The sequence below is a fragment of the Actinosynnema sp. NPDC004786 genome, from assembly GCF_053601135.1.
This window is the reverse complement of record NZ_JBSGBG010000068.1, coordinates 14,871-34,350: the sequence shown is the minus strand read 5'-3', so window position 1 is coordinate 34,350 and position 19,480 is coordinate 14,871. Positions and strand designations below refer to the sequence as shown.

At 68.1% G+C, this 19,480-nt stretch carries 19 protein-coding genes and 2 pseudogenes; 8 read left to right on the top strand and 13 right to left on the bottom strand.

Features of this window, described 5'->3' with window-relative positions:
• Positions 1–112 precede the first annotated feature (112 nt).
• Positions 113–946, bottom strand: a complete 834-nt coding sequence (locus tag ACWEFJ_RS36585; protein ID WP_378086865.1) for an SAM-dependent methyltransferase — start codon at positions 944–946, stop codon at positions 113–115.
• Positions 947–1,159: 213 nt separating this feature from the next.
• Here ACWEFJ_RS36585 and ACWEFJ_RS36580 point away from each other — a divergent pair, with 213 nt between their 5' ends.
• From ACWEFJ_RS36580 to ACWEFJ_RS36570, 3 genes are all read left to right on the top strand, one after another.
• A complete protein-coding gene (locus tag ACWEFJ_RS36580) occupies positions 1,160–2,035 on the top strand; it encodes a helix-turn-helix domain-containing protein (RefSeq protein ID WP_378086867.1) in 876 nt (291 codons plus the stop codon).
• A 132-nt stretch (positions 2,036–2,167) separates the two neighbouring features.
• On the top strand, positions 2,168–2,407 hold the full coding sequence (locus ACWEFJ_RS36575) for a DUF397 domain-containing protein (protein ID WP_378086869.1): 240 nt from the start codon (positions 2,168–2,170) through the stop codon (positions 2,405–2,407).
• Positions 2,391–2,699, top strand: coding sequence for a hypothetical protein (locus tag ACWEFJ_RS36570; RefSeq protein ID WP_378086871.1), 309 nt, complete (start codon positions 2,391–2,393; stop codon positions 2,697–2,699). The genes ACWEFJ_RS36575 and ACWEFJ_RS36570 overlap by 17 nt, the downstream gene beginning before the upstream one ends.
• A 262-nt stretch (positions 2,700–2,961) precedes the next feature.
• Here the strand turns inward: ACWEFJ_RS36570 and ACWEFJ_RS36565 are convergent, their stop codons facing one another.
• The gene (locus tag ACWEFJ_RS36565; protein ID WP_378086872.1) at positions 2,962–3,570 is read right to left on the bottom strand and encodes a TetR/AcrR family transcriptional regulator C-terminal domain-containing protein; all 609 of its coding nucleotides are present in this window, start codon (positions 3,568–3,570) and stop codon (positions 2,962–2,964) included.
• Positions 3,571–3,664: 94 nt separating this feature from the next.
• Between ACWEFJ_RS36565 and ACWEFJ_RS36560 the strand changes: the two genes are divergently transcribed.
• Positions 3,665–4,207, top strand: coding sequence for a peroxiredoxin-like family protein (locus ACWEFJ_RS36560; RefSeq protein ID WP_378086874.1), 543 nt, complete (start codon positions 3,665–3,667; stop codon positions 4,205–4,207).
• Positions 4,208–4,306: 99 nt separating this feature from the next.
• Here ACWEFJ_RS36560 and ACWEFJ_RS36555 read toward each other — a convergent pair whose 3' ends face one another.
• The 3 genes from ACWEFJ_RS36555 to ACWEFJ_RS36545 form a co-directional block, all read right to left on the bottom strand.
• Positions 4,307–4,660: a hypothetical protein gene (locus ACWEFJ_RS36555; protein WP_449716568.1), complete on the bottom strand. Its 354-nt coding sequence runs from the start codon at positions 4,658–4,660 to the stop codon at positions 4,307–4,309.
• A complete protein-coding gene (locus ACWEFJ_RS36550) occupies positions 4,657–5,580 on the bottom strand; it encodes an ATP-binding cassette domain-containing protein (RefSeq protein WP_449716567.1) in 924 nt (307 codons plus the stop codon). Before ACWEFJ_RS36550 ends, ACWEFJ_RS36555 begins: the two co-directional genes overlap by 4 nt.
• Positions 5,581–5,747: 167 nt before the next feature.
• On the bottom strand, positions 5,748–6,185 hold the full coding sequence (locus ACWEFJ_RS36545) for a DUF4097 family beta strand repeat-containing protein (protein WP_449716566.1): 438 nt from the start codon (positions 6,183–6,185) through the stop codon (positions 5,748–5,750).
• 949 nt (positions 6,186–7,134) lie between these two features.
• Between ACWEFJ_RS36545 and ACWEFJ_RS36540 the strand changes: the two genes are divergently transcribed.
• Positions 7,135–8,313, top strand: a complete 1,179-nt coding sequence (locus tag ACWEFJ_RS36540) for a Fic family protein (protein ID WP_449716565.1) — start codon at positions 7,135–7,137, stop codon at positions 8,311–8,313.
• A 4-nt stretch (positions 8,314–8,317) separates the two neighbouring features.
• Here ACWEFJ_RS36540 and ACWEFJ_RS36535 read toward each other — a convergent pair whose 3' ends face one another.
• On the bottom strand, positions 8,318–9,130 hold the full coding sequence (locus tag ACWEFJ_RS36535) for a tetratricopeptide repeat protein (RefSeq protein ID WP_449716564.1): 813 nt from the start codon (positions 9,128–9,130) through the stop codon (positions 8,318–8,320).
• 133 nt (positions 9,131–9,263) lie between these two features.
• Positions 9,264–9,494, bottom strand: a complete 231-nt coding sequence (locus tag ACWEFJ_RS36530) for a transcriptional regulator (protein ID WP_378086886.1) — start codon at positions 9,492–9,494, stop codon at positions 9,264–9,266.
• Between the two features lie 163 nt (positions 9,495–9,657).
• Between ACWEFJ_RS36530 and ACWEFJ_RS36525 the strand changes: the two genes are divergently transcribed.
• Positions 9,658–9,987 carry a helix-turn-helix domain-containing protein gene (locus ACWEFJ_RS36525; protein WP_449716563.1) on the top strand — a complete coding sequence of 110 codons (330 nt, stop codon included), beginning with the start codon at positions 9,658–9,660 and terminating at the stop codon, positions 9,985–9,987.
• A 48-nt stretch (positions 9,988–10,035) separates the two neighbouring features.
• Here ACWEFJ_RS36525 and ACWEFJ_RS36520 read toward each other — a convergent pair whose 3' ends face one another.
• Both ACWEFJ_RS36520 and ACWEFJ_RS36515 read right to left on the bottom strand, forming a co-directional pair.
• Positions 10,036–12,249, bottom strand: a complete 2,214-nt coding sequence (locus ACWEFJ_RS36520; RefSeq protein WP_449716562.1) for a hypothetical protein — start codon at positions 12,247–12,249, stop codon at positions 10,036–10,038.
• 954 nt (positions 12,250–13,203) lie between these two features.
• Positions 13,204–13,644 carry a hypothetical protein gene (locus ACWEFJ_RS36515; RefSeq protein WP_378086892.1) on the bottom strand — a complete coding sequence of 147 codons (441 nt, stop codon included), beginning with the start codon at positions 13,642–13,644 and terminating at the stop codon, positions 13,204–13,206.
• A 299-nt stretch (positions 13,645–13,943) separates the two neighbouring features.
• On the opposite strand from ACWEFJ_RS36515, the gene ACWEFJ_RS36510 reads away from it, so the two are divergent.
• The gene (locus tag ACWEFJ_RS36510) at positions 13,944–14,321 is read left to right on the top strand and encodes an HD domain-containing protein (RefSeq protein ID WP_449716561.1); all 378 of its coding nucleotides are present in this window, start codon (positions 13,944–13,946) and stop codon (positions 14,319–14,321) included.
• 166 nt (positions 14,322–14,487) lie between these two features.
• Here the strand turns inward: ACWEFJ_RS36510 and ACWEFJ_RS36505 are convergent.
• The 3 genes and pseudogenes from ACWEFJ_RS36505 to ACWEFJ_RS36495 all read right to left on the bottom strand — a co-directional run bounded on the left by ACWEFJ_RS36505 (position 14,488) and on the right by ACWEFJ_RS36495 (position 18,357).
• A pseudogene (locus ACWEFJ_RS36505) lies at positions 14,488–14,962 on the bottom strand (NUDIX hydrolase).
• A gap of 10 nt (positions 14,963–14,972) precedes the next feature.
• Positions 14,973–15,245: pseudogene (locus tag ACWEFJ_RS36500) on the bottom strand (XRE family transcriptional regulator); the annotation flags it as partial.
• Between the two features lie 1,504 nt (positions 15,246–16,749).
• Complete coding sequence (locus tag ACWEFJ_RS36495; protein WP_449716560.1) at positions 16,750–18,357, bottom strand: GmrSD restriction endonuclease domain-containing protein; 1,608 nt, start codon at positions 18,355–18,357, stop codon at positions 16,750–16,752.
• A gap of 85 nt (positions 18,358–18,442) precedes the next feature.
• Between ACWEFJ_RS36495 and ACWEFJ_RS36490 the strand changes: the two genes are divergently transcribed.
• The gene (locus tag ACWEFJ_RS36490) at positions 18,443–19,012 is read left to right on the top strand and encodes an HD domain-containing protein (RefSeq protein ID WP_449716559.1); all 570 of its coding nucleotides are present in this window, start codon (positions 18,443–18,445) and stop codon (positions 19,010–19,012) included.
• Here ACWEFJ_RS36490 and ACWEFJ_RS36485 read toward each other — a convergent pair.
• A complete protein-coding gene (locus tag ACWEFJ_RS36485; protein ID WP_449716558.1) occupies positions 18,997–19,470 on the bottom strand; it encodes an NUDIX hydrolase in 474 nt (157 codons plus the stop codon). The two genes, ACWEFJ_RS36490 and ACWEFJ_RS36485, sit on opposite strands and share 16 nt — an antisense overlap.
• Positions 19,471–19,480 lie beyond the last annotated feature (10 nt).

Below are 19,480 nucleotides of genomic sequence, written 5' to 3'. Positions count from 1 at the left end.
CGCCGTACGCGCCGGTGCGCTTCGCCTGCCCGCCGGAGGCGAGCCTGCTCACCCTGGTGCCGCGTCCTGTCGACGCAGGTCAGGACCCCGTCCACCACCCGGTTCCGCGCGGTCAGGGCTTGCGGCCGACCGCGCCCGCGATGCAGTGGCTCACCGCGTCGAGCGCCTTGAGCCGCGGGCCGTCCGGCCACCAGTCCGCGCAGATCACCACGCCCGGCTCGACCAGTTCGAGCCCGTGGAACAGCCCCTGCAGCTCGTTCATCGTGATGAACCGCCCGCTGCCCATCGGGGAGTGCAGGAACGTCTGCTCCATGCGGCGCGCGATGGCCGAGTGCTCCTCGGTCTCCGGGTCGAGGAAGTGCGAGATCGCGACGTACGAGCCGGACGGCAGGGCGTCGATGTACTCCGCCATGATCTCGGCCGACGTGGGCGAGTCGCCGTTGTAGTGGTGCAGCGTGCCGAGCTGGAACAGCGCCACCGGCTCGCTGAAGTCGATGTGCTTGCGCACGACCTCGTCGTTGAGGATCTCCCGCGGCTTGAAGATGTCGGCGGCGGAGAAGTGCGTCTGGTCGTTCTCCTCCAGCAGCGCGCGACCGTGGGCCAGTACCACCGGGTCGTTGTCCACGTACACCACTCGTGCATCCGGGTTGATCCGTTGCGCCACTTGGTGGGTGTTCTCGGCGGTGGGCAACCCGGACCCGCAGTCCAGGAACTGCGAGATCCCCGTCTGGCTCGCGACGAACCGGGTGACGCGGATCAGGAAGCTGCGGTTGTCCACGGCGAGCGTGGCCGCTTCCGGCGCGACCTGCTGCACCCGGCGCAGCACTTCACGGTCGATCTCGTAGTTGTCCTTGCCGTTCAGGAAGGCGTCGTAGACCCTGGCGATGCTGGCCTTCGTGGTGTCGATGTAGACGGGGGCGGCGGCGTCCGAGGACGAACCCGGCATTGTGGTGACCTCGCATTACGGGGATGGGAGTGATGTCTTGTGCACCGCGTCACAGTCCGCTCAGCGTAAGGGTATGGGCTCAACGCGTGAGTGGGACTCATACGTCTGACCGGGCAAGATCATGGGTGTACGTTCAGTGACGATGCGAGTCGGCACTCCCCGGACGCAACCGCTGTTCGGGTGGGACGGTCACAACGGGCGGGAGGATCGGCGATGGCGACGGACGAACCCACCCCGGAGCGGGACAGCGGTCCCACCGCGCTGCGCATCGTGCTCGGGGCGCAGCTGCGCAGGTTGCGGGAGGCGGCGGAGATCAGCCGCGCGGACGCGGGCTACGCCATCCGCGGCTCGGAGTCGAAGATCAGCCGGATGGAGCTGGGCCGCGTCGGCCTGAAGCCGCGCGACGTGGGCGACCTGCTCACCATGTACGGCGTCGAGGACCCGGGCGAGCGGGAGAAGTTCCTCGACATGGTCCGGCGCTCGAACTCCCCGGGCTGGTGGCACCGCTACACCGACCTCATGCCGGACTGGTTCCACGACTTCGTCGGCCTGGAGGAGGCCGCGTCGCGGATCCTGGTCTACGAGACGCAGTTCGTGCCGGGCCTGCTCCAGACCGAGGAGTACGCGACGGCGATCTCCAGCCACGGCCGGCCCGAGCTGGTCACGCCCGAGGTGCGGCGGCGGGTGGCGCTGCGGATGCAGCGGCAGCGGATCCTGGCCCGGCCGGGCGCGCCGCGGCTCTGGGCGGTGGTCGACGAGTCGGTCCTGTACCGGACGATCGGCGGCCGCCAGGTCCTCGTCAACCAGATCGACTACTTGCTCAGCGTGACGAAGGACGGCCCGGTCACGCTCCAGATCGTGCCGTTCCCGTTGGCCGGGTACGCGGCCAAGGGACCTTTCGCGATGCTCAGGTTCGGCGAGCCGGACCTGCCTGACATCGTGTACCTCGAACACCTCGCCGGTGCCCTCTACCTGGACAAAGTCGAGGAGCTGGAGATCTACAGCAGGGTGTTCGACCGGCTGACGGTGGACGCCGAGACGCCCGACCGGAGCCGGCAGATGCTGGCCAAGCGGCGGGCGGAGCTGTAGCTGTCGTCCAACCGGGCGAAGTTCACGCTCCGCATCTGCACGTGCATTTACCCGTGCAGTCGCCGGTGCTACGGTCCGTGCACAACCGGATGCACGTGCAGATGCATCACATGGCTCGGAGGGTGATCTCGAATGGCCATCAAGGTTCACAACGGCATGTCCGCGGCCGACCTGAACGGCGTCACGTGGACCAAGAGCTCCCACAGCGACGCGATCGGCAACTGCGTCGAGCTGGCCGCGCTCGACGGCGGCGACGTGGCGATGCGCAACTCCCGGTTCCCCGACGGTCCCGCGCTGGTCTACACGCGAGCGGAGATCGCCGCGTTCGTGGCGGGGGCCAGGGACGGGGAGTTCGATGACCTCGTCCACTGACCACTCGTCCCGGACGACGTTCCAGCTCCGGGAGCTGATCGCGCGCGGGTTCCAGTTCCTGCACCCGCGTGACGCCCGGGGCGAGTTGGCGGCCGTGGTCGGGGTGCGGGCGCACGACGCGGTCATCGACGTCGTGCGGTTGCACACCGAGGACGACGCGGTCGCCATGCGGATGCCCGCCGACGAGGTGAACGTGCTGTCGCCCAGCAGATTCTCGTGGCGCCGTTGCGGACCGGCCACGCACGTGCTCGAAGAGCTGCTCGACCTGCCCGACGACGACCGGGTCGGGTGAGGCTTCCCGTCCGCGTCCGCGGTGGCGGACGGGACCGAGGGGGTTGGCGGCCCCCTCACGGCGAACTTGACCTGGAGACGCAGCGGGAGTCGACTCCGCGCCCGAAGACGTCGACGCCACGCTCGGAGCGCAACTCCGTGTTCGTCGCATCAGCGGCGTGGGGGCCGAGGTCGGCTTCGGTCCCCACGCCGGCCACCCCGTCTCGGCCCGTCGTTCGGCGGCAGGCCGTTGGTCGGCGGCGGGTCGTTCCGGGGCGGGTCGTTCAGGGGCGGCGCAGACCGCTCAGCACCACGTCCAGGCCGCGGCGGAACTCGAGGTCCGGCGTGATCGTGCGCGCCGTCGCGGCCGTCTCGGCCAGCAGCGGGTACCGCTCGCCCAGCGCGGCCATCGCCTCCGTGCCCGGTCCGGGCAGCGGGCTGCGGTGCTCGATCTCAGTCGCCCCGATCACGTAGCTCAGCAGCGCCCGCAACGCGATGACCCGCTGCTCGCCGGTGAACCCGGCCGCGGTCAGGACCTCCAGCACGGACTCCGACCAGCGCAGCAGGCTCGGGCACCGGTGCCGGTGCGCCATCGTGAGCGGCACCGCGTTCGGGTGCGCGGCGATCGCCGCCCGGACCCGTTCCACCAGCACCGCGACCTGCTTGTCCCACAGCGCCCGCGGCGGCCGGGTGTCCACATCGGACAGCATGTGGTCGACCGCCAGCGCCTCCAGCTCGTCCCGGTCCGCGACGTACCGGTAGAGCGACATCGTGCCCATGCCCAGTTCCGCGGCGACCGCGCGCATCGACAGCGCCGCCAGGCCCTCGCGGTCGAGGACGGCGAGCGTGGCGGCGGCGAGCGCGGCCGGGGACAGCGACTTGGGACGCGGCATGGCGCACGACAGCGTACTGGAGTTGACAGCGTACGCAGTACGCGCATAGCGTCGTGAGCGTACAGCGCACGCTTACCGGACCAGGGGGAACGCCGTGAAGGTCGACGCACGCGAGTGGGAGTCCGTCTCAGGTGGCGCGGTGCGGGTGCCGGACCCGGACCGCCTGGTGCACCTGCAGTTCCGCCGCTTCGCCGGCTGCCCGGTGTGCAACCTGCACCTGCGGTCGATCGTGGCGCGGCACGACGAGATCACCGCGCACGGCGTCACCGAGGTGGTGGTGTTCCACTCCTCGGCCGCCGAACTGCGCCCGCACGTGGCCGACCTGCCGTTCGCCGTGGTCGGCGACCCGGAGAAGCGGCTGTACGTGGAGTTCGGCGTCGAGTCCGCGCCGCGCTCGCTGCTCGACCCGCGCGCCTGGGGCGCGATCGCGCGCGGCGTGGTCCGCGACCTCGGCCCGGTGCTGCGCGGTCGCCGCCCGCTGCCGAAGCCGGAGGGCGGACGGCTCGGCCTGCCGGCCGACTTCCTCATCGCGCCGGACGGCTCGGTGGTCGCGGAGAAGCGTGGACAACACGCGTACGACCAGTGGTCGGTGGAGGAACTGCTCGCCCATGCACAGGCCCTGACCAGCAAGGACTGAGTTGTCCACAGGGTTGTCCCCAGTTGTGGACGGTCGAACACCCGTTCGACCTCGGCCCGCGACGCCCCGACCCCCCGGCCGGGGCGTCGCCGGCCGGGCTCAGCGGGACGGGTCGCGGTTGAACAGGACCCGCGCCCTGGCGTACCCGACCGCGGCGAGGACCAGGCACCAGCCGACCGCCCAGTACCCGCTGTCCCCGATCGGCGTGCCGACGAGCCGCCCGCGCAGGGTGTCGCCGACGGTCATCACCAGGATGCCCGGCACCAGGTAGTCCACGTAGGACGCGCCGGCGCCGGCGGCCGGGCCGAGCGAGCCGCCGAAGACGTGCACGAACAGCAGCATCATCATCACCGGCATGCCGATCGTGCCGATCGACATCATCGGGAAGCGCTGCATGTGCCGCAGGTTGCGGCGCAGCATGGTGGTGGTGTCGCGGATGGCCGTGGTGCTCATCGCCGTGCGGTCCTCTCGGTGGTGAGGGCGAAGAAGACGTCGTCGAGGTCGGGCGTGTGCACGGACAGGTCCTGCACGTCGACCGCGGCGTCGTCCAGCCGGTCGAGCAGCGCCCGCAACTGGTGCACGCCGCCGTCGCCGGGCACGTCCAGGGTCAGCGCCGCGTCGTCAGGGGAACCGCCGAGCGCCCTGGTCGCGAGGTCGAGCGTGCGCGCGTCGGCGAACCGCAGCCGCACGTGCCCGCCCGGGACCAGCCGCTTCAACTCCGCCGAGGTGCCCTCGGCGACGAGCCGGCCGCCGTTGAGCACGGCGATCCGGTCCGCGAGCTGGTCGGCCTCCTCCAGGTACTGCGTGGTCAGGAAGATCGTGACGCCGTCCGCGACCAGGCCGCGGATGACCTCCCACATGGCGTGCCTGCTGCGCGGGTCCAGGCCGGTCGTCGGCTCGTCCAGGAAGATCAGCCGCGGCTCGCCGACCAGCGTCATCGCGAGGTCGAGGCGTCGGCGCAGGCCGCCGGAGCAGGTGGCGGCGGGCTTGCGGGCGGCGTCCACGAGGTCGAACCGCGCCAGCAGCTCGGCGGCGCGGCGACGCCGGTCCCGGCGGCCGAGGTGGTTGAGGTCCGCCATCAGCAGCAGGTTCTCCTCGCCGGTGAGGAGGTTGTCCACGGCGGAGAACTGGCCGGTGACGCCGATGGCCGCGCGCACGCCGGCGGGGTCGCGGACGAGGTCGTGGCCCGCGACCACCGCCTCGCCGCGGTCGGGGGAGATGAGCGTGGACAGGATCTGCACGGTCGTCGTCTTGCCCGCGCCGTTGGGGCCGAGCAGGGCGAACACCGTGCCGGGCGCGACGTGGAGGTCGAGGCCGTCGAGCACGACGTGGTCGCCGTAGGTCTTGCGCAGGCCGGAGGCCGTGATGGCCATGGTGGTGCTCCTGGTCGATGAGCGGCGGCAGGCTTCGCGCGCCGGTCAGGTGGGGGCGGGGACGTCGGCTCCCGACAGCGACTCCCCGGTGGCGGACGGGAGGGGCGATCCGCCCGGACCCGTGAGCCGGTCCGGGTGGGCGTCGAGGGCCGGCACGGTGGTGTGGTTCAGGCGCGGTGGATGACGATGTCCCCCAACGAGGTCCGGCCGTGCACCTCGACCCGCTCCTCGTGCTCGCCGGGAGCGTCCACGTTGGTCAGCTCGTTGCGCACGCGTCCGGCCGCGGACCGGATGTCGAGCCAGGCGGCCGTGCCCTCGCCGATGCCGACCTCCAGGTCGCCGGACTGCGTCCGCAGCACGACCGACCCGCGCACGACCTGGTCGAGCCGGATGTGGCCGCTGGCGGTCTTGGCGTCCACGTCGCCGCCGCAGCGGCCGACGGAGATGTCCCCGTTGGCGACGCTGATCCGCGCGTCGCCGGTGACCTCGCCGACGCGGGTCGCGCCGTTGGAGTTCTTGATCGCGCCCGAGCCGTCGAGCCTGCCGACGCGCAGCTCGCCGGAGCCGGTGGACAGCTCGGCGCGGCCCGTGACGTGGTCGACCACCACGTCTCCGGTGGACGTGCCGGCCTTGAGCGCGCCCGTGCGGTGCAGCCGGATGTCGCCCCGCCGACGTGCTGAAGCGGCACTCGCCCAGCTCGCCCTCGGCGCGGAAGTCGGTGAGCGAGCCGTGCGCGAGGACCGAGGAGCCGGCGGGCAGGTGCACGACGACGTCCACCGTGCCGGGCCGGCCGAAGAGGCTGCGCGACCGGGGTGTCCTGACCGTGACGCGGCGGGGGGCGAACTCGACCTCGGTGCCCTCGGCGGCCTTGACGCCCCGGTCGTTGTCCGGGGCGGCGGGCCTGACCTCGACGACCGTGTCGTCCCGGTCGGACGCGCTGATCAGGACGTCGCCGGTGAGCACGTCGAGCGCGAGGGTGATGGGTTCGGGCGTGGCGACCCAGGCCGGCCGCGGCGGCGCGCACCAGCCAGGCGTTGACGGAGACGCCCTCGCGGCTCGCCGCCTCCTCGACGCGCAGCTTCAGGGGCTCGGGCAGCCGCAGGTTGATCCGCGCGACCGGGCCCTCGTCCGGGCGCCACAGTGGTGCCATGGCAAGCCCGCGTGGCGTCACGGCAGTGTGTGGTGAGGGTTGAGGCGTCTCCACCCGTTCGGGTGGAATAGTGGGGTTATGGGACCACTGGTCCATTCCGGAACGTGACGGCGTGCGGTGATCGTTTTATTCCAGCTCTCCTGGGGTGGAATCGGGCACCTCGCGCCGCACGCGTGGCGGAATATGCGTCGGCAGTGTTCCGACTATCGGCCAGCACCCGCTTGACCAGCGCAGATGACCTGATCAACGGTCGATGGCCCGTAATCTTGCGGATCGGTACGAAAGTAGTGACTCGTTCGGCCTAACGGCCCATCTGCGTCGATGTGTAGTGAACTGCCAAGTAACTTCACTTCGTCCCGTGAACGCCTTGCCAGGATGTCGGCTCCCGGTGCAAGCTTCCCGCCATGAATTTCCGCCCCCTGCCCGACGGGCAGTGGTCGCCGGTGGCAGGGCTCCCCGGCATCCCCGAAGCACTGCGGCGTGAAGGCGCCTACCTGCCGCCGCCGCTGCCCTCCGACCTGATGCTGCCCGCCGCGACCTACCGCGCGTGCGCCGAGGCCGAGCACGCGCTCGGCCGGCTGGACGAGGCGGCCGACCGGCTGGGGGTCAGACCGGCGCTGGTGCGGGCCACGCAGGTCCGTGACGCGAACAGCTCGGCCGGCCTGTCCGGGGTCGCGGTGGGCCTGCGCGAGACGTTCGCGGCCGACCTGCTCGCGTCCGAGGACGGCCCGCCGCCCACCGACAGCGCCGCGCCGTCCCAGCTCGTCGCGCCGTTCCTGCGGGCCTTCGCGCACGGCCTGGCCCGCGTCCGCGCCGGCGCGCCGGTCGACGCCGACCTGGTCGGCGAGGTCGCCGCGATCATGACCGGCGGCGAGCCCGGCGGCAGCGCGCGGGACGTGCTGCGGCACGCGCCGGGCCGGCTCGGCCTCAGCGACGAGCGGGCCTACCTGCTGACCGCGACCGGCGCGCACCTGGTCGCGCTGCTGGAGCAGTGGTCGACGTGGGTGCGCGAGGAGGACGAGCAGCCGAGGATCGCCAAGATCGCGCTCGCGCACTACCAACTCGAGGTGCTGCAACCGTTCCCCACCGCCAACGGCCACGTCGCGCGCACGTTCTCGACGTTGGAGCTGGTGCGGTCCGGGCTGGTGCGCGACCAGGTGCTGCCGCTGTCGGTGTGGCTGGACACCGCGCTGGCCGAGTACCAGTGGCAGATCCGGGCGGTGGTCGACACCGGCCGGGTGGACCGCTGGGTCGACTTCTTCGCCGCCGCCGTCCGCGACCAGGCCCTGGCCCAGCTCCGGCTGATCGGCCACCTGGAGGCGCTGGCCGCCGAGTACGCGGCCCGCCTGCCGCGCAAGGGGAAGCTGCCGCTGGTCGCGGCGGAGCTGATCGGCTTCCCGGCGGTGGACCACCGGTCCCTGCGCACCCGGTACGGCGTCACCGCCAAGGCCGCCACCGACCTCACCGCCCGCCTGGTCGAGCTGGGCGTCCTCGTGCCGTGGGAGTTCCGCGGCTACCGGCGGGTGTTCCTGTGCCGGGACGTGCTGCGCCTGCTGGCCGACAACCCCGACACCACGCCCTGACCTGTCACGGGTCCCGGTCCGCCTCCAGCTCGGCCACCAGGTCGCGGACGCGTTGCGCCGCTTCGTCGTCTGCGCCGATGAGCAGCGCCAGCGCGCGGTTGAACCGCCGGTGCGCCACGGCCCGGTCGCCCGTCAGCCACAGCGCCCGGCCGAGCAGGGTCAGGCACTCGGCGCGTTCGACGGCGGTCGCGGTCGTGGGGCGGGGCAGCTCCTCGAACACCTTGTCCGCGCGGGCCAGGTAGGTGACCGCCGAGTCGGGGCGGCCCACCTCGACCATCAACGCGCCCAGGTGCGCCAGCGCCCGCGCCGTGCCGGGCCGGTCGTCGTGCAGCAGGCACAGCTCCAGCACCTCGTCCGCGCACCCGACGACCTTGTGCATCCGGCCCTCGGCGCGGTAGGTCGCGGCCAGGTCGTGCAGCGCGCCGGCGGTGGCGTCCGGGTCGTCGTCCCGCAGGCGGTGGATCGCCAGCTCGCGCATGCCCGCGACGGCGGCCAGGCGCAGCGACCCCCGCGCCCGCAGAGCCTCGGCGGCACGGCGGAAGCCCGCGGCCAGCAGCAGGGACGTGGGCAGCACGGCGGCGAGGTCCGCGCCGACCGCCAGCAGGTCGCGCGCCCACGTCTCGTCCACGTCGTCGGGCAGCGCCGGCCACACGTCGGCGAACAGCGCGGCCGCGGCCTCCGGCTCGGCCACCGCGTCCCTCAGCGCGGCCAGGAGCCCGTCGCGGTGGGCGGCGAACCAGGCCGGCCCGGTCGTCCGCCGGTCGGTCGGCAGCTCCCGGCGCCACCGCGCGACGGCGTGCCGTGGTTCGTCGCTCACCTCGTGCCACCCCCGCTCAGGTCACTTGATCACGAGTGTCGCCCAGACGGGTGAGGGCGCACACCGCTGATGTAGCGGACTCTCGGCGGTCCGGTGTCACACGGGCGCGGGACGGCAAGGCCACGGACCGTCATCACCGCTGCGTGGGGACGATCTCGAACAGGTCGTGGAACTGCATCGGCGCGAGGGCGGTCAGCGCGCCCCCGATGAACGCCGGGCCCGGCTGGAGGTCGCCGCTCAGGACGCGCGCGACCGTGGAGCGGTTGACGTCCATGGCCTTCGCCAGCGCGTAGTCGGACGAGAACCCGGCGAGCCGCGCGGCTTTGGTGAAGACATCGGTGCGGAGCTTGATCGTGTTCGGCATGGGCCAGCCTCGTGTTGTGCATACCCAACGCGTGTTGTGCGGACCCAACCTAGCAGTGAGTTGTGCTCGCGCAATGACAGTTGTGTGTGCACAACGTACAGGTCAGGGGTTACCTGTGGGGAGCGCGCAACACCCGTTGCGCACACGCATCTACGATGGCGCGGTGACCACAGACAAGAGCGCGAGCGCGCCCTGGTGGGACTTCGTGCAGCGGCAGCTGGACGACCGGGGGATGACCACGGCGGACCTGACCAAGGCGACCGGGATCGACAAGAGCCGCTTCACGCAGTGGCGGCAGGGCAAGCGGGCGTCGCTGGACAGCGCCCGGCTGATCGCCAAGGCGTTCGGCATGAGCCCGTTGGAGGTGATGGTGGAGGCGCGGCTGCTCACCGCCCAGGAGGTCAACCTCGACCGCGTCTCGCCGGACCCGGCGCAGTTGACGAACCAGCAGCTGCTGGCCGAGCTGGACCGACGGCTCAAGCGTTCGGACTGACCGGGCAGGTCCCGGGGCGGACCCGTGCGGGGGCCGCCCCGGGACCGGTCACGCGGTCTGCACCGAGAAGTAGCGCTCGGCCGTGGCAGAGAAATATCCCTCGGGCGTGCGGCTGAGCACGCGGACCACGAAGACGCCCGTGGCCGGCGGCGTGAACGTGACCGTCGCCCGGCCGTCCGGGCCGGCGGCGACGACCGTCTCCGCGTCGTCGTTGAAGCGGTACGCGTACTCCGTCGAACCGGTCAGCGCGGCGGTGAAGGTGAACTCGATCGGCTCGCCCACCCGGCCGCCGATGTTCGTGCCCGGCGGGAACTGCGGGCTCGTGATCACCGGCGCGAGACCGCCCGCGTAGAACACGTACGTCGTCTCGTCGGACACGATGCCGCTGCCCGACACCGCCCACGCCGTGATGCGGACGTAGCCCGGCTTGGTCGGCGTGAAGTCGAACGACGCCGTGCCGTCCGCGCCCGCGGTGACCGTCCGCTCAGGACCGTCGGCGACCGCGTACCGGTACCCGGTCACGCCCACGAGTCGGGTGGACAGCGTGAACGTGCCCCGCACGCCGGGACCGCCGGACGTCCTCCACTCCGGGTACTCGGCGCTGGTGACGGTCGGGGCCACGCTCTCGGCGGCGAACTCGGCCCAGCCGTTGCCCGACCGGACGCCGGCGGCGTTCGTGGTGAACACGAACAGCTCGGACCAGCCCGACCGCCGGGCCGCGTACGTGACCTGCGCGGTGCCGTCCGCGCCGACGGGCACGGTCGTCTCCGGGCCGTCGTCCACCCGGTAGGTGAACGACACCGCGTCCGGCATGGTGGCGGAGAAGGAGAACGTCCGCTCCTGCCCGACCAGGCCGTCCCACGGGGTGACCGACACGTCGGGCCTCATCGCGTCGACGTAGTAGACCTGGTTGGCGACCCCCGACTTCCGGCCGTTCGCGTCGGTGGTCCACACGTCGAGCCGGTGGAACTCGGGCTCCGGCCGGTCGAACGCGACCGTGGCCTTCGCCGTGCCGTCGGATCCGAGGGGGACGGTGGTCCCCGGCCCGTCGTCCAGGCGGTAGGTCGCGGTGACCGCGCCGTCCTGGCGCGCGGTGAAGGTGAACTCGGTGGACCGGCCCAGCCGCGGGTACTCGCCCTCGACCGACGGGGACGTGTCGCGGACCCAGAAGCGGAACGTGCGGCCGGGCGAGCGGTTGCCCGCGCGGTCGAGGCCGACCACCGTGATGCTCAGCGGTCCGTTCGAGGTCGGGGTCAACGAGACCGTGGCCGAACCGCCGGGCCGATCGGCCTCCACCCGGCCGTACGGCATCCCGATGCCGTCGTACTCGAAGGCCACCACGTCCGCGACGCCGTTCGCGCCGAACGTGAACTCGCCGGGCACGCCCTCCCCACCGTTGCCGGGCGGTCCACCGTCCTCCTGGTACACGGGGGAGGTGACCGTCGGGGCGACGTCGGGCGCGGTGTGGTCGACCGTGATCAGGCATGGCTCGGACCACTCGGACGTGGCGTGCCCGTCCTCCGCGCGCACCGCCCACGCGTAGGTGTTGCCGTCCTGCACCATGTCCGGCGGGAAGTACGTCGACGCGTGACCGAGGCCCGCCCAGACCGGGAACACCTCGCGCCGCCGGTCGGGCGCGGACACCGGCCAGAAGGCCATGCGCGCCTCGACGTCGCGGACGCCGTCGGGGTCGGCGACGGTGGCGGAGACGACCGGTTGACGTGCGGCGGTGATCAGCGGTTCGCCGGCGCACGCGGTGTTGTCGACCTTCAGGCCGGCGGGCCGTGCCGGGGGGTGGTTGTAGTCGACGTCGAGCGAGGCGCTGTTGCGGTACGTGCGGCCGTAGGCGGTGTCGCCCTGGAAGTCGCCGGAGATGCGCGCCACGACGGTCAGCGTCGTGCCGCCCTCGGCGAGCGCGTCCCGGACCGCGTCCGCGAGGTCCCAGGTGACGTAGGCGACGCAACCGGTGGTCGGCCGGGGCCCGGCCAACCGGGCCAACTCGCGCGGCTGCCGCGCCCACGACACCGTGCCGCTCGGCTTGACGAGCCACAGTTCCGTGGCGCGCGGCTTGGCGCAGTCGTTGGCGGCCGACTCGGACAACGTGACGGCCGCGGCGAAGACCGTGGCGTCACGGACCTTCGTCAGGTCGAACGTGAAGTACGACTTCCCGGTGTGCCGCTTGCCCTCGGCGTCCCGCCAGGAGCCGACCTTCGCGTCACCGGTGGTGGTGTTGTGGTGCGGGCTGCGACTGTCGATGGTCAACCAGGACGACCTGCTGAGCGTCTCTTGCCGGGGCAACGGCGCCGCCCCCGCGGTCCCGACCTGCGTCACAACAGCACCCGCGACGAGCGCGACGACCAACCCGGCGCGCACGACGCGCGCCGGTCTTCCGGACGATCTCATGTTCCCCCTCTGCACCGCGGACCGGCCCGACGCCGCCGCGATCGGGAATGGTGCCATCCGATCTGTCCATTGTCTCACCGTTCAGGGAGGTCAAGGATCCTTCGGGAGGCGTCCGGCCGATCGTCGGCGTGCCGGGGTGGATCGACCCTCGCCGTATCCGGAATCAGTCCGTGGTGGTTTCGCGAACCCCGGCCGACCGGGGCGGATCCCGGCTGACGGCGACTGACGGGAAAGATCAGGCCCCGAGCGCGTTGTCGCAGCTCAGGGCCTGATTCACCCGGCGAAAGGTGAGTGCCCCCGGCAGGATTCGAACCTGCGACACACGGTTTAGGAAGGCCCGCCGGACAAGCGGCCTCTCGTACCTCGTGACCTGCGCCAACACTGCCTTGCGCCTCAACACGTCGCCGACCCAGTCCGCGAGAAGTTTGCAGTCCGCGCACTGCCACTGTCCAGTGCCCTGCTCTCTCCAACCTCATGACCCGTTGGCAAGACGGCGAAGCCGTCGCGGCAGCCGATCGCCGTGCCCAGCTACCCCTAACCGCGTGACCGCGCGATCGTCCCGACCGGCGAACCTCGGGACTCCTCGGCCTCCAGCTCGCCATCACCTCGCGCGCCGCCTCCGGACCACGTGCACCGACTCCGCGCACGGCCGACGGGCGGAGCGAAGCGGGAGCCCGGCGTGCCGTGATGCGGGGGAGTCGGTGCCAAAGTGCGTCCGGCCCAGCCGCGCGCTGTCGCAGGCGGCGCGTGCCTTGATCCCGTAGAGCCGAATTCGGCAGATGTGGCCGTTCGCTGGTGGCTGCCTCGCAGTCCTTACAGTCCGAGCGTCTCGGCCTCGGACGGAGGAGTAGTTCCAACCGGTGTGTAGATGAAGGTCAATGAGGTCGAACCGCGTACCAAGATTGTCAAGTCGTAGAACGACCCCACGGTGATCGTGGTGCGTGTTTTTGTCAGCATGGAAAGTTGCGGTAGTGCGTCCCTCTGAAATGCCTCAAGCGCCTCGCTGGAAAGCGTGTTCAATGATGCGCCAATGCCGCTCAATAGGCGAGCAGGTGTCTGGACTGTGCCATTGTTGCCAGTCACGTGGGCCGTAACGGCCCGCGTTTTGCTGAACGCACTGCTCTCGGGTAAGAGATAAATCTCAGTAACTGGAGTGACTTTCCCGCCAAAGACGCCCGGCTTCGCGATGGTTGTCGGCAGAGGTGACGAGCCGGTAGCTAAAAGTGGCAGTTGAAGGTTGATTTGGTCGATCACATCATTTATGGACGAGTCGAACGTCTTGGCATGTGGCGACGTAGTTGTGGTTGTAGTGGTCTTTGCTTCGGTTGATTCACCGGTGGTAGGCAAATTAGAAGTGGGTGACAGCGCCGCGGTTCCACCTCCGCATCCCGTCGTCGCTAGCAAAATTAATGAAGAGCAGAGCAGAAGTCGCCGCAGCATCTAATTCGCCTGTCCACTGTGTTGGTCGGTCGGATCTCCTATCGGCGGTCGCGCAGTGGGCGTTACCGCATGGCTGTTAGTACCTCCAACTTGGAGGTGGCTAAGGTGGCCGCATGGCGGCATGGGCATTCAAGCTGGCGGCACACCTACTTGCGGGACCGCTTCCACGTAGGTGGGCGCATGTTCAGGGTGTTGCGGCACGGGCAGGTTCCGTCTCGGCGCTGTTCTCGGATAGCGACGCCTCAACTCTTGAGGAGGCGGCGGTCCTTCATGACATCGGCTACGCTCCAAATCTAGCGTTGACTGGGTTTCATCCGCTGGACGGAGCTGGATATTTGCGCGATTCCGGCTATCCTAAAAGTCTCTGTGCGCTCGTTGCGTATCACTCATGTTCTTACCGTGAGGCGGAGCTTCGTGCGATGGTGAACGAATTGAGTGAATGGGGCGACGAGAAAACGCCTTTCGGGATGCGCTCTGGTGGGCGGACATGACCACGACGCCGGATGGTCGTCGAACGAACGTTCACGATCGAATTGGCGAAATCGTGGAACGGTATGGTCCGGCTGACCTTGTGACATCCCTTAACTTGGAGGCGAAGTCAGAATTGGTGGCCGCGGTGGAGCGGACTGAGGAGCGATTGCGGGCGGCTGGGTTGGGTCACTTGGCGAAGTAGGGAGTGGTCCGCGGTTCGAAGCCGTGTTCGATGCGGAGGCGGATTGAGGGGTGGATGTTGAGGGCTTCGAGGTCTTCGCGGGCGACCCAGTGGACTTCGCTGGACTCGTCGCTTGTGCGCAGCTCGCCTCCGATGGGCTGAGCGCGGAAGCAGATGGAGAACTCCTGGCGGACTTCGCCGTCCGTGTAGGAGATGACGTGGGCCGGGTCGGAGTAGACGCCGATGATGTCGGTGGGGTCTACGTCGATGCCGGTCTCTTCCTTGACCCTCGCGGATGACGGTGTGGCCGATGGTCTCGCCTACGTCTTGGGCTCCGCCGGGGATGGAGTAGAGGTTGTTGTCGGTGCGGCGGATCATGAGCAGGCGGCCTTGGTCGTCTTGGACGAACGCGGTCACGGCTACGACGATGTTGGTCGCCTTGGGGGCGTTCGGGTCGTTGTAGTGGTCGGTGCGCGCCATGGTTCCCTGCCTACCACTTGGGTGGCTTGGCGTCGTCCCAGACGCCCTGGAAGCTCTCGGCGTAGGTCTCGAAGAGGTCGCCTCCGGAGAGGCGGCGCAGGTGGAGGACCGGGGCGTGGGCTGCCATGAAGCCGTGGACGTGGGTGTTGACCGGCATCTCGTCATCGAAGCGGTAGATCGAGTTGTAGAGCGTGGTGCGGTGGCAGCGGATCTCGGCGTGGCCGGTGTCTGCCGGCGGCTTGAAGAACGCCAGGGCGTTGCGAACCTTCGCGGCGAGGGTGCCCTTGTCACGCCACGGCGCACCAGTGGCGAGAGGACGGTGAGGAGACCCGGTTCAAGATCACTCGTGCCGGGACGGTCTCGTGGCTGCCCTGGATGCCCGGCCCGTTCGACTGCTGATCGGTGGTGTGGGCGGGCAGCGGGTGCGGCGGTGTCCGCCCACATTGGACGTAAGACCTGAAGAAGATCACTGGACCTGTCGTTGACGGACCTCAAGCTTGGGCATGCCTGTCAACGCTCGATGTCGAGTACTGACATGTGCCGAAGCATGTTGTCAGGACGCGCCGTCGTTGGTGCCTCACTGTTTCAGGTAGTGCACCCGGACAGCCGTGTCCAAGTCTCGGACGTCCGTCTTCAGGGCTCGGAGGACGGTCTCTTGGTCTCGTCCGAGCAGTCCAGCGATGTCGTAGGCGATCTCTGCCTCAACCAACTCCGGCCTTGCATCGAGGGACTGGCGGTTGAGAGCGGACGCCCTGTCGAAGATCCACCACTTGTGACCGGCGTCGTGCGGTTCGGTTGGCTTGAGGCGCTGCGGTCGCGGCGTCCACCGGCACGTCGTGCATGGTGTGGCGAAGACCCAGAGCGACCTGAACGATGGTCGCCCTATGTCCCGGAAGCTGCAGAAGGATCGCTTTCGCTTTTGCGATGTCGCGCCCGACCGGTGCACCGCCACCGGCGATGCTCAGTTCGAGTAGTTCCGCAAGAAGTCGGGCTTGATCCTTCCGGGCGTCCAGATTCCTCTGCTGCTCGTCCCGTCGATCTTGGCGTCGCCACCCTACGAGAGCAATCGTCACGGCTGTCGCCGATGCGACCACCGACCCGAGCAGACTCAGCGAGTTCATGGTTGGGACTGTAGTGATGCAGGTCACTCGAAGTGGGTGTGACGCGCAGACAGCTTGTGCGCTGGCACAACCGCCGGTTCGTGACCCGTGGCAGACGGGGATTCCGGCTGACGGCGACTGACGGGAAAGATCAGGCCCCGAGCGCGTTGTCGCAGCTCAGGGCCTGATTCACCCGGCGAAAGGTGAGTGCCCCCGGCAGGATTCGAACCTGCGACACACGGTTTAGGAAGGCGCGTGGCCCAGCTCTGCGGTCACGTCTCCTGACCTGCGCCGACGCGGCACCCCGTCGCCCACGTCCGCGTACCCGTTTCGCAGTGGCTTCGCGTTTCGCGCTGGGGCTCGCCAGACGGGCTGACCCTGCTCGATGGCAAGACGGCGAAGCCGTCGCGGCAGCCGATCGCCGTGCCCAGCCCACCCTAGCCGCGTGACCGCGCGATCGTCCCGACCGGCGACCCTCGGAACTCCTCGGCCTCCAGCTCGCCATCACCTCGCGCGCCGCCTCCGGACCACATGCACCGACTCCGCGCACGGCCGACGGGCGGAGCGAAGCGGGAGCCCGGCGTGCCGTGATGCGGGGAGTCGGTGCCAACATGCGTCCGACCCAGCCGCGCGCAGCCGCAGGCGGCGCGCGCCTTGATCCTGTAGAGCTGAATTCGGCACTATAGCCTAGTGCCGTCCTGTGCATAGACGTTTGATAGCGCTATGGACAATCTCGGCGCGGACTTCGATGAACTCGTCTAGCGTCGTCCTTGCGTAATCATACTGGCTCGGCAGTGGAAGCAGGTTGGAAAGGAAGACCTCGTCGGCGTTGTCCCCTAGGTCATTTGCCACTTCAGGTAGGTAATCCTGCGGGTCATCGTCGCTGACCAGATTGTTCTCTGAAGCTGCAAGCATGCAAAAGTTCAATACGTAGCTGCGCTCCAATTTCGGGTCGAGTCGTTTTAGGAAAGCTTCTGGGAAGATGTGGTGAAACTGCTTTTTATTGTAGACGGACAGGGCAACTGTGGTGTCGATCGTGTTGCCATTGGTCAGATTTCGTGGGTGCTGCTTGGCGAGCGTCAGAATGAAAGCGCGTGAGCGCGAGTTGTTCTTCCTGAATATCATACCTTTGAGTGTGTCGAGACTCGGTACTGTTCCGAAATGGTCGACCTTCGGCTTGCCTGTGAGCACGAACTTTTGCACTGCATCGAGATCCCGCGTTACGAAGTCATCAGGGGCGCCGCGATAGCGCTCAGCGAAGGATGTAAGCCAGAACCATTGACGAACTCGACGCACCTGCTCGGCGCTCAGATTCGTATTCTTGGCGTAGATGTAGGTGAGGATGACCAAGTGGGCTTCGTAGGGAAGGAAGTCCAGTGAATACATTTTAAAGTCTGTAACCAATTGGTCGACGGCTCGCTGTAGTGCACGAGTTGTCGTTTTGACCAACGAGTCCATGTCGTCGGGTTTCTCGCGAAGCTGCCTGAGTGAGAGAATTCGTTCCCTGTTGGTCGAGTCGTCGCGAATTGCGGCGAGACATTTCAGAACCGTGGTTCCCCGAATGTCGCCGTAGTTCTTCGGCTTCAGCGCGAGAGCGATGTCCTCGACGGTCGCGTTGAGGTCAAACCGGTTCGACCACGTAGCTGCGACCATTAGATCGAATATGGACAGCGGGGTGCCCGAGCTATTAACTCGTTCGAAAATGGGGCAGACCTCTTCGACGGTTAGATCTTTGAGTGTCACTACAGGAATCTGGTAACCGGTGAATACTTCAACCATATTGTCGAAGCGGTCTTGCAGTACTGACGCCTTAGGGTGTGTTTGCAGGGCGGTGCGGAAGTTCAACAGTCTGGTTGTTTGATACAGTGAGCGCATCGGAAAAAGGTGAATAGCTGGATCAACGTTCCGTGCCGAGACGAATCGCTCGCGCTCGAGGTCGTAGAGTGCTGCGAAGCCCGTCCCGTCGGGTTCGGCACCGAGAGACGAGTATAGAACCGTCAGACGCTGTTGTCCGTCTAGAACGTACTCGGTAGGCGACAGGTCGTCCGTTTCGGGTAGTAGAAACTGTCCCAGGTTTCGCTCGACTGCCAATTTCTCGCTAGTACGCCATAGTAGCAGGCTCCCGATCGGGTAATTGTTGGCGACACTGTCGAGGAGTTTTAGTGCTTGTTCGTCACCCCATACGAATGGTCGCTGGAACTGGGGAATCTTTATTTCGCCTTTTCGGATTTGAATATTGAGGTCACGAATGTAAGGCGTTGCGGTAGAAAGCCTCGTCCCGACGTTCGCGCTCATCGTCACTCCTTTGTTAAGTTCGCCCCGATGTTACGTTTGTGTTCGGAGTGTTGCAGGATGGTGTGGTTGGTCTATCGTTGCACATGTGAGATCGTTAACCGCCGAGGCACGACAGTTGGCTCGCCGTGTTCTGTCGAGTGAACTGCCGCGTCGTTGGCGACACGTGCAGGGTGTCGCCAACAGATCACTCATGGTAGTGCCTACGTTGAGTGACGCAGACGCTGACGTACTGCTAGCGTCATCGCTACTGCATGACATCGGCTACGCGACGAAGCTTGCAATGACAGGGTTTCATCCCTTGGACGGTGCGTCCTATCTGGAGGCGGAAGGTTTCCCGGAGCGGGTCTGTGCGTTGGTTGCACACCACTCGTGCGCATATATAGAAGCCCGTATGCGCGGTCTATCCGGTCCGTTGGGGAAGTGGAGTGACGAGCGCACACCGGTTCGAGATGCGCTGTGGTGGGCTGACATGACGACGACGCCCGACGGAGCAACGATCGATGTACATGACCGGATCAACGAGATACAGCAGCGCTATGGAGAGGGTGCACTAATAACGATCTTTATCCGTCAGGCACAGTCGGAGTTGGTTGCTGCGGTGGAGCGGACTGAAGGGTGGTTGCGGGCGGCTGGGTTGGGTCACTTGGCGAAGTAAGGAGTGGTCCGGGATGCGAAGCCGTGTTCGATCCGGAGGCGGATCGAGGGGTGGATGTTGAGAGCTGCTAGGTCTTCATGGGCTACCCAGTGGACTTCGCTGGATTCGTTGCTTGTGCGCAGCTCGCCTCCGATGGGCTGAGCGCGAAAGCAGATGGAGAACTCCTGGCGGACTTCGCCGTTTGTGTAGGAGATGACGTGCGCCGGGTCGGAGTAGACACCGATGATGTCGGTGGGGTCTACGTCGATGCCGGTCTCTTCCTTGACCTCGCGGATGACGGTGTGGCCGATCGTCTCACCTACGTCCTGGGCTCCGCCGGGGATGGCGTAGAGGTCGTTGTCGGTGCGGCGGATCATGAGTATGCGGCCTCGATCGTCTTGGACGAAGGCGGTCACGGCTACGACGATGTTGGTCGCCTTGGGAGCGTTTCGGTCGTGGTAGTGGTCCGTGCGCGTCATGGTTCGACCT

What these genes read in the sequence shown, in the direction of transcription:
- ACWEFJ_RS36585 (WP_378086865.1), bottom strand. Translation starts at nt 946, where the DNA reads ATGCCGGGTTCGTCCTCGGACGCCGCCGCCCCCGTCTACATCGACACC.
- ACWEFJ_RS36570 (WP_378086871.1), top strand. Translation starts at nt 2,391, where the DNA reads ATGACCTCGTCCACTGACCACTCGTCCCGGACGACGTTCCAGCTCCGG.
- ACWEFJ_RS36530 (WP_378086886.1), bottom strand. Translation starts at nt 9,494, where the DNA reads ATGCCGAACACGATCAAGCTCCGCACCGATGTCTTCACCAAAGCCGCG.
- ACWEFJ_RS36580 (WP_378086867.1), top strand. Translation starts at nt 1,160, where the DNA reads ATGGCGACGGACGAACCCACCCCGGAGCGGGACAGCGGTCCCACCGCG.
- ACWEFJ_RS36575 (WP_378086869.1), top strand. Translation starts at nt 2,168, where the DNA reads ATGGCCATCAAGGTTCACAACGGCATGTCCGCGGCCGACCTGAACGGC.
- ACWEFJ_RS36550 (WP_449716567.1), bottom strand. Translation starts at nt 5,580, where the DNA reads ATGGCCATCACGGCCTCCGGCCTGCGCAAGACCTACGGCGACCACGTC.
- ACWEFJ_RS36495 (WP_449716560.1), bottom strand. Translation starts at nt 18,357, where the DNA reads ATGAGCGCGAACGTCGGGACGAGGCTTTCTACCGCAACGCCTTACATT.
- ACWEFJ_RS36540 (WP_449716565.1), top strand. Translation starts at nt 7,135, where the DNA reads ATGAATTTCCGCCCCCTGCCCGACGGGCAGTGGTCGCCGGTGGCAGGG.
- ACWEFJ_RS36565 (WP_378086872.1), bottom strand. Translation starts at nt 3,570, where the DNA reads ATGCCGCGTCCCAAGTCGCTGTCCCCGGCCGCGCTCGCCGCCGCCACG.
- ACWEFJ_RS36510 (WP_449716561.1), top strand. Translation starts at nt 13,944, where the DNA reads ATGGCGGCATGGGCATTCAAGCTGGCGGCACACCTACTTGCGGGACCG.
- ACWEFJ_RS36485 (WP_449716558.1), bottom strand. Translation starts at nt 19,470, where the DNA reads ATGACGCGCACGGACCACTACCACGACCGAAACGCTCCCAAGGCGACC.
- ACWEFJ_RS36555 (WP_449716568.1), bottom strand. Translation starts at nt 4,660, where the DNA reads ATGAGCACCACGGCCATCCGCGACACCACCACCATGCTGCGCCGCAAC.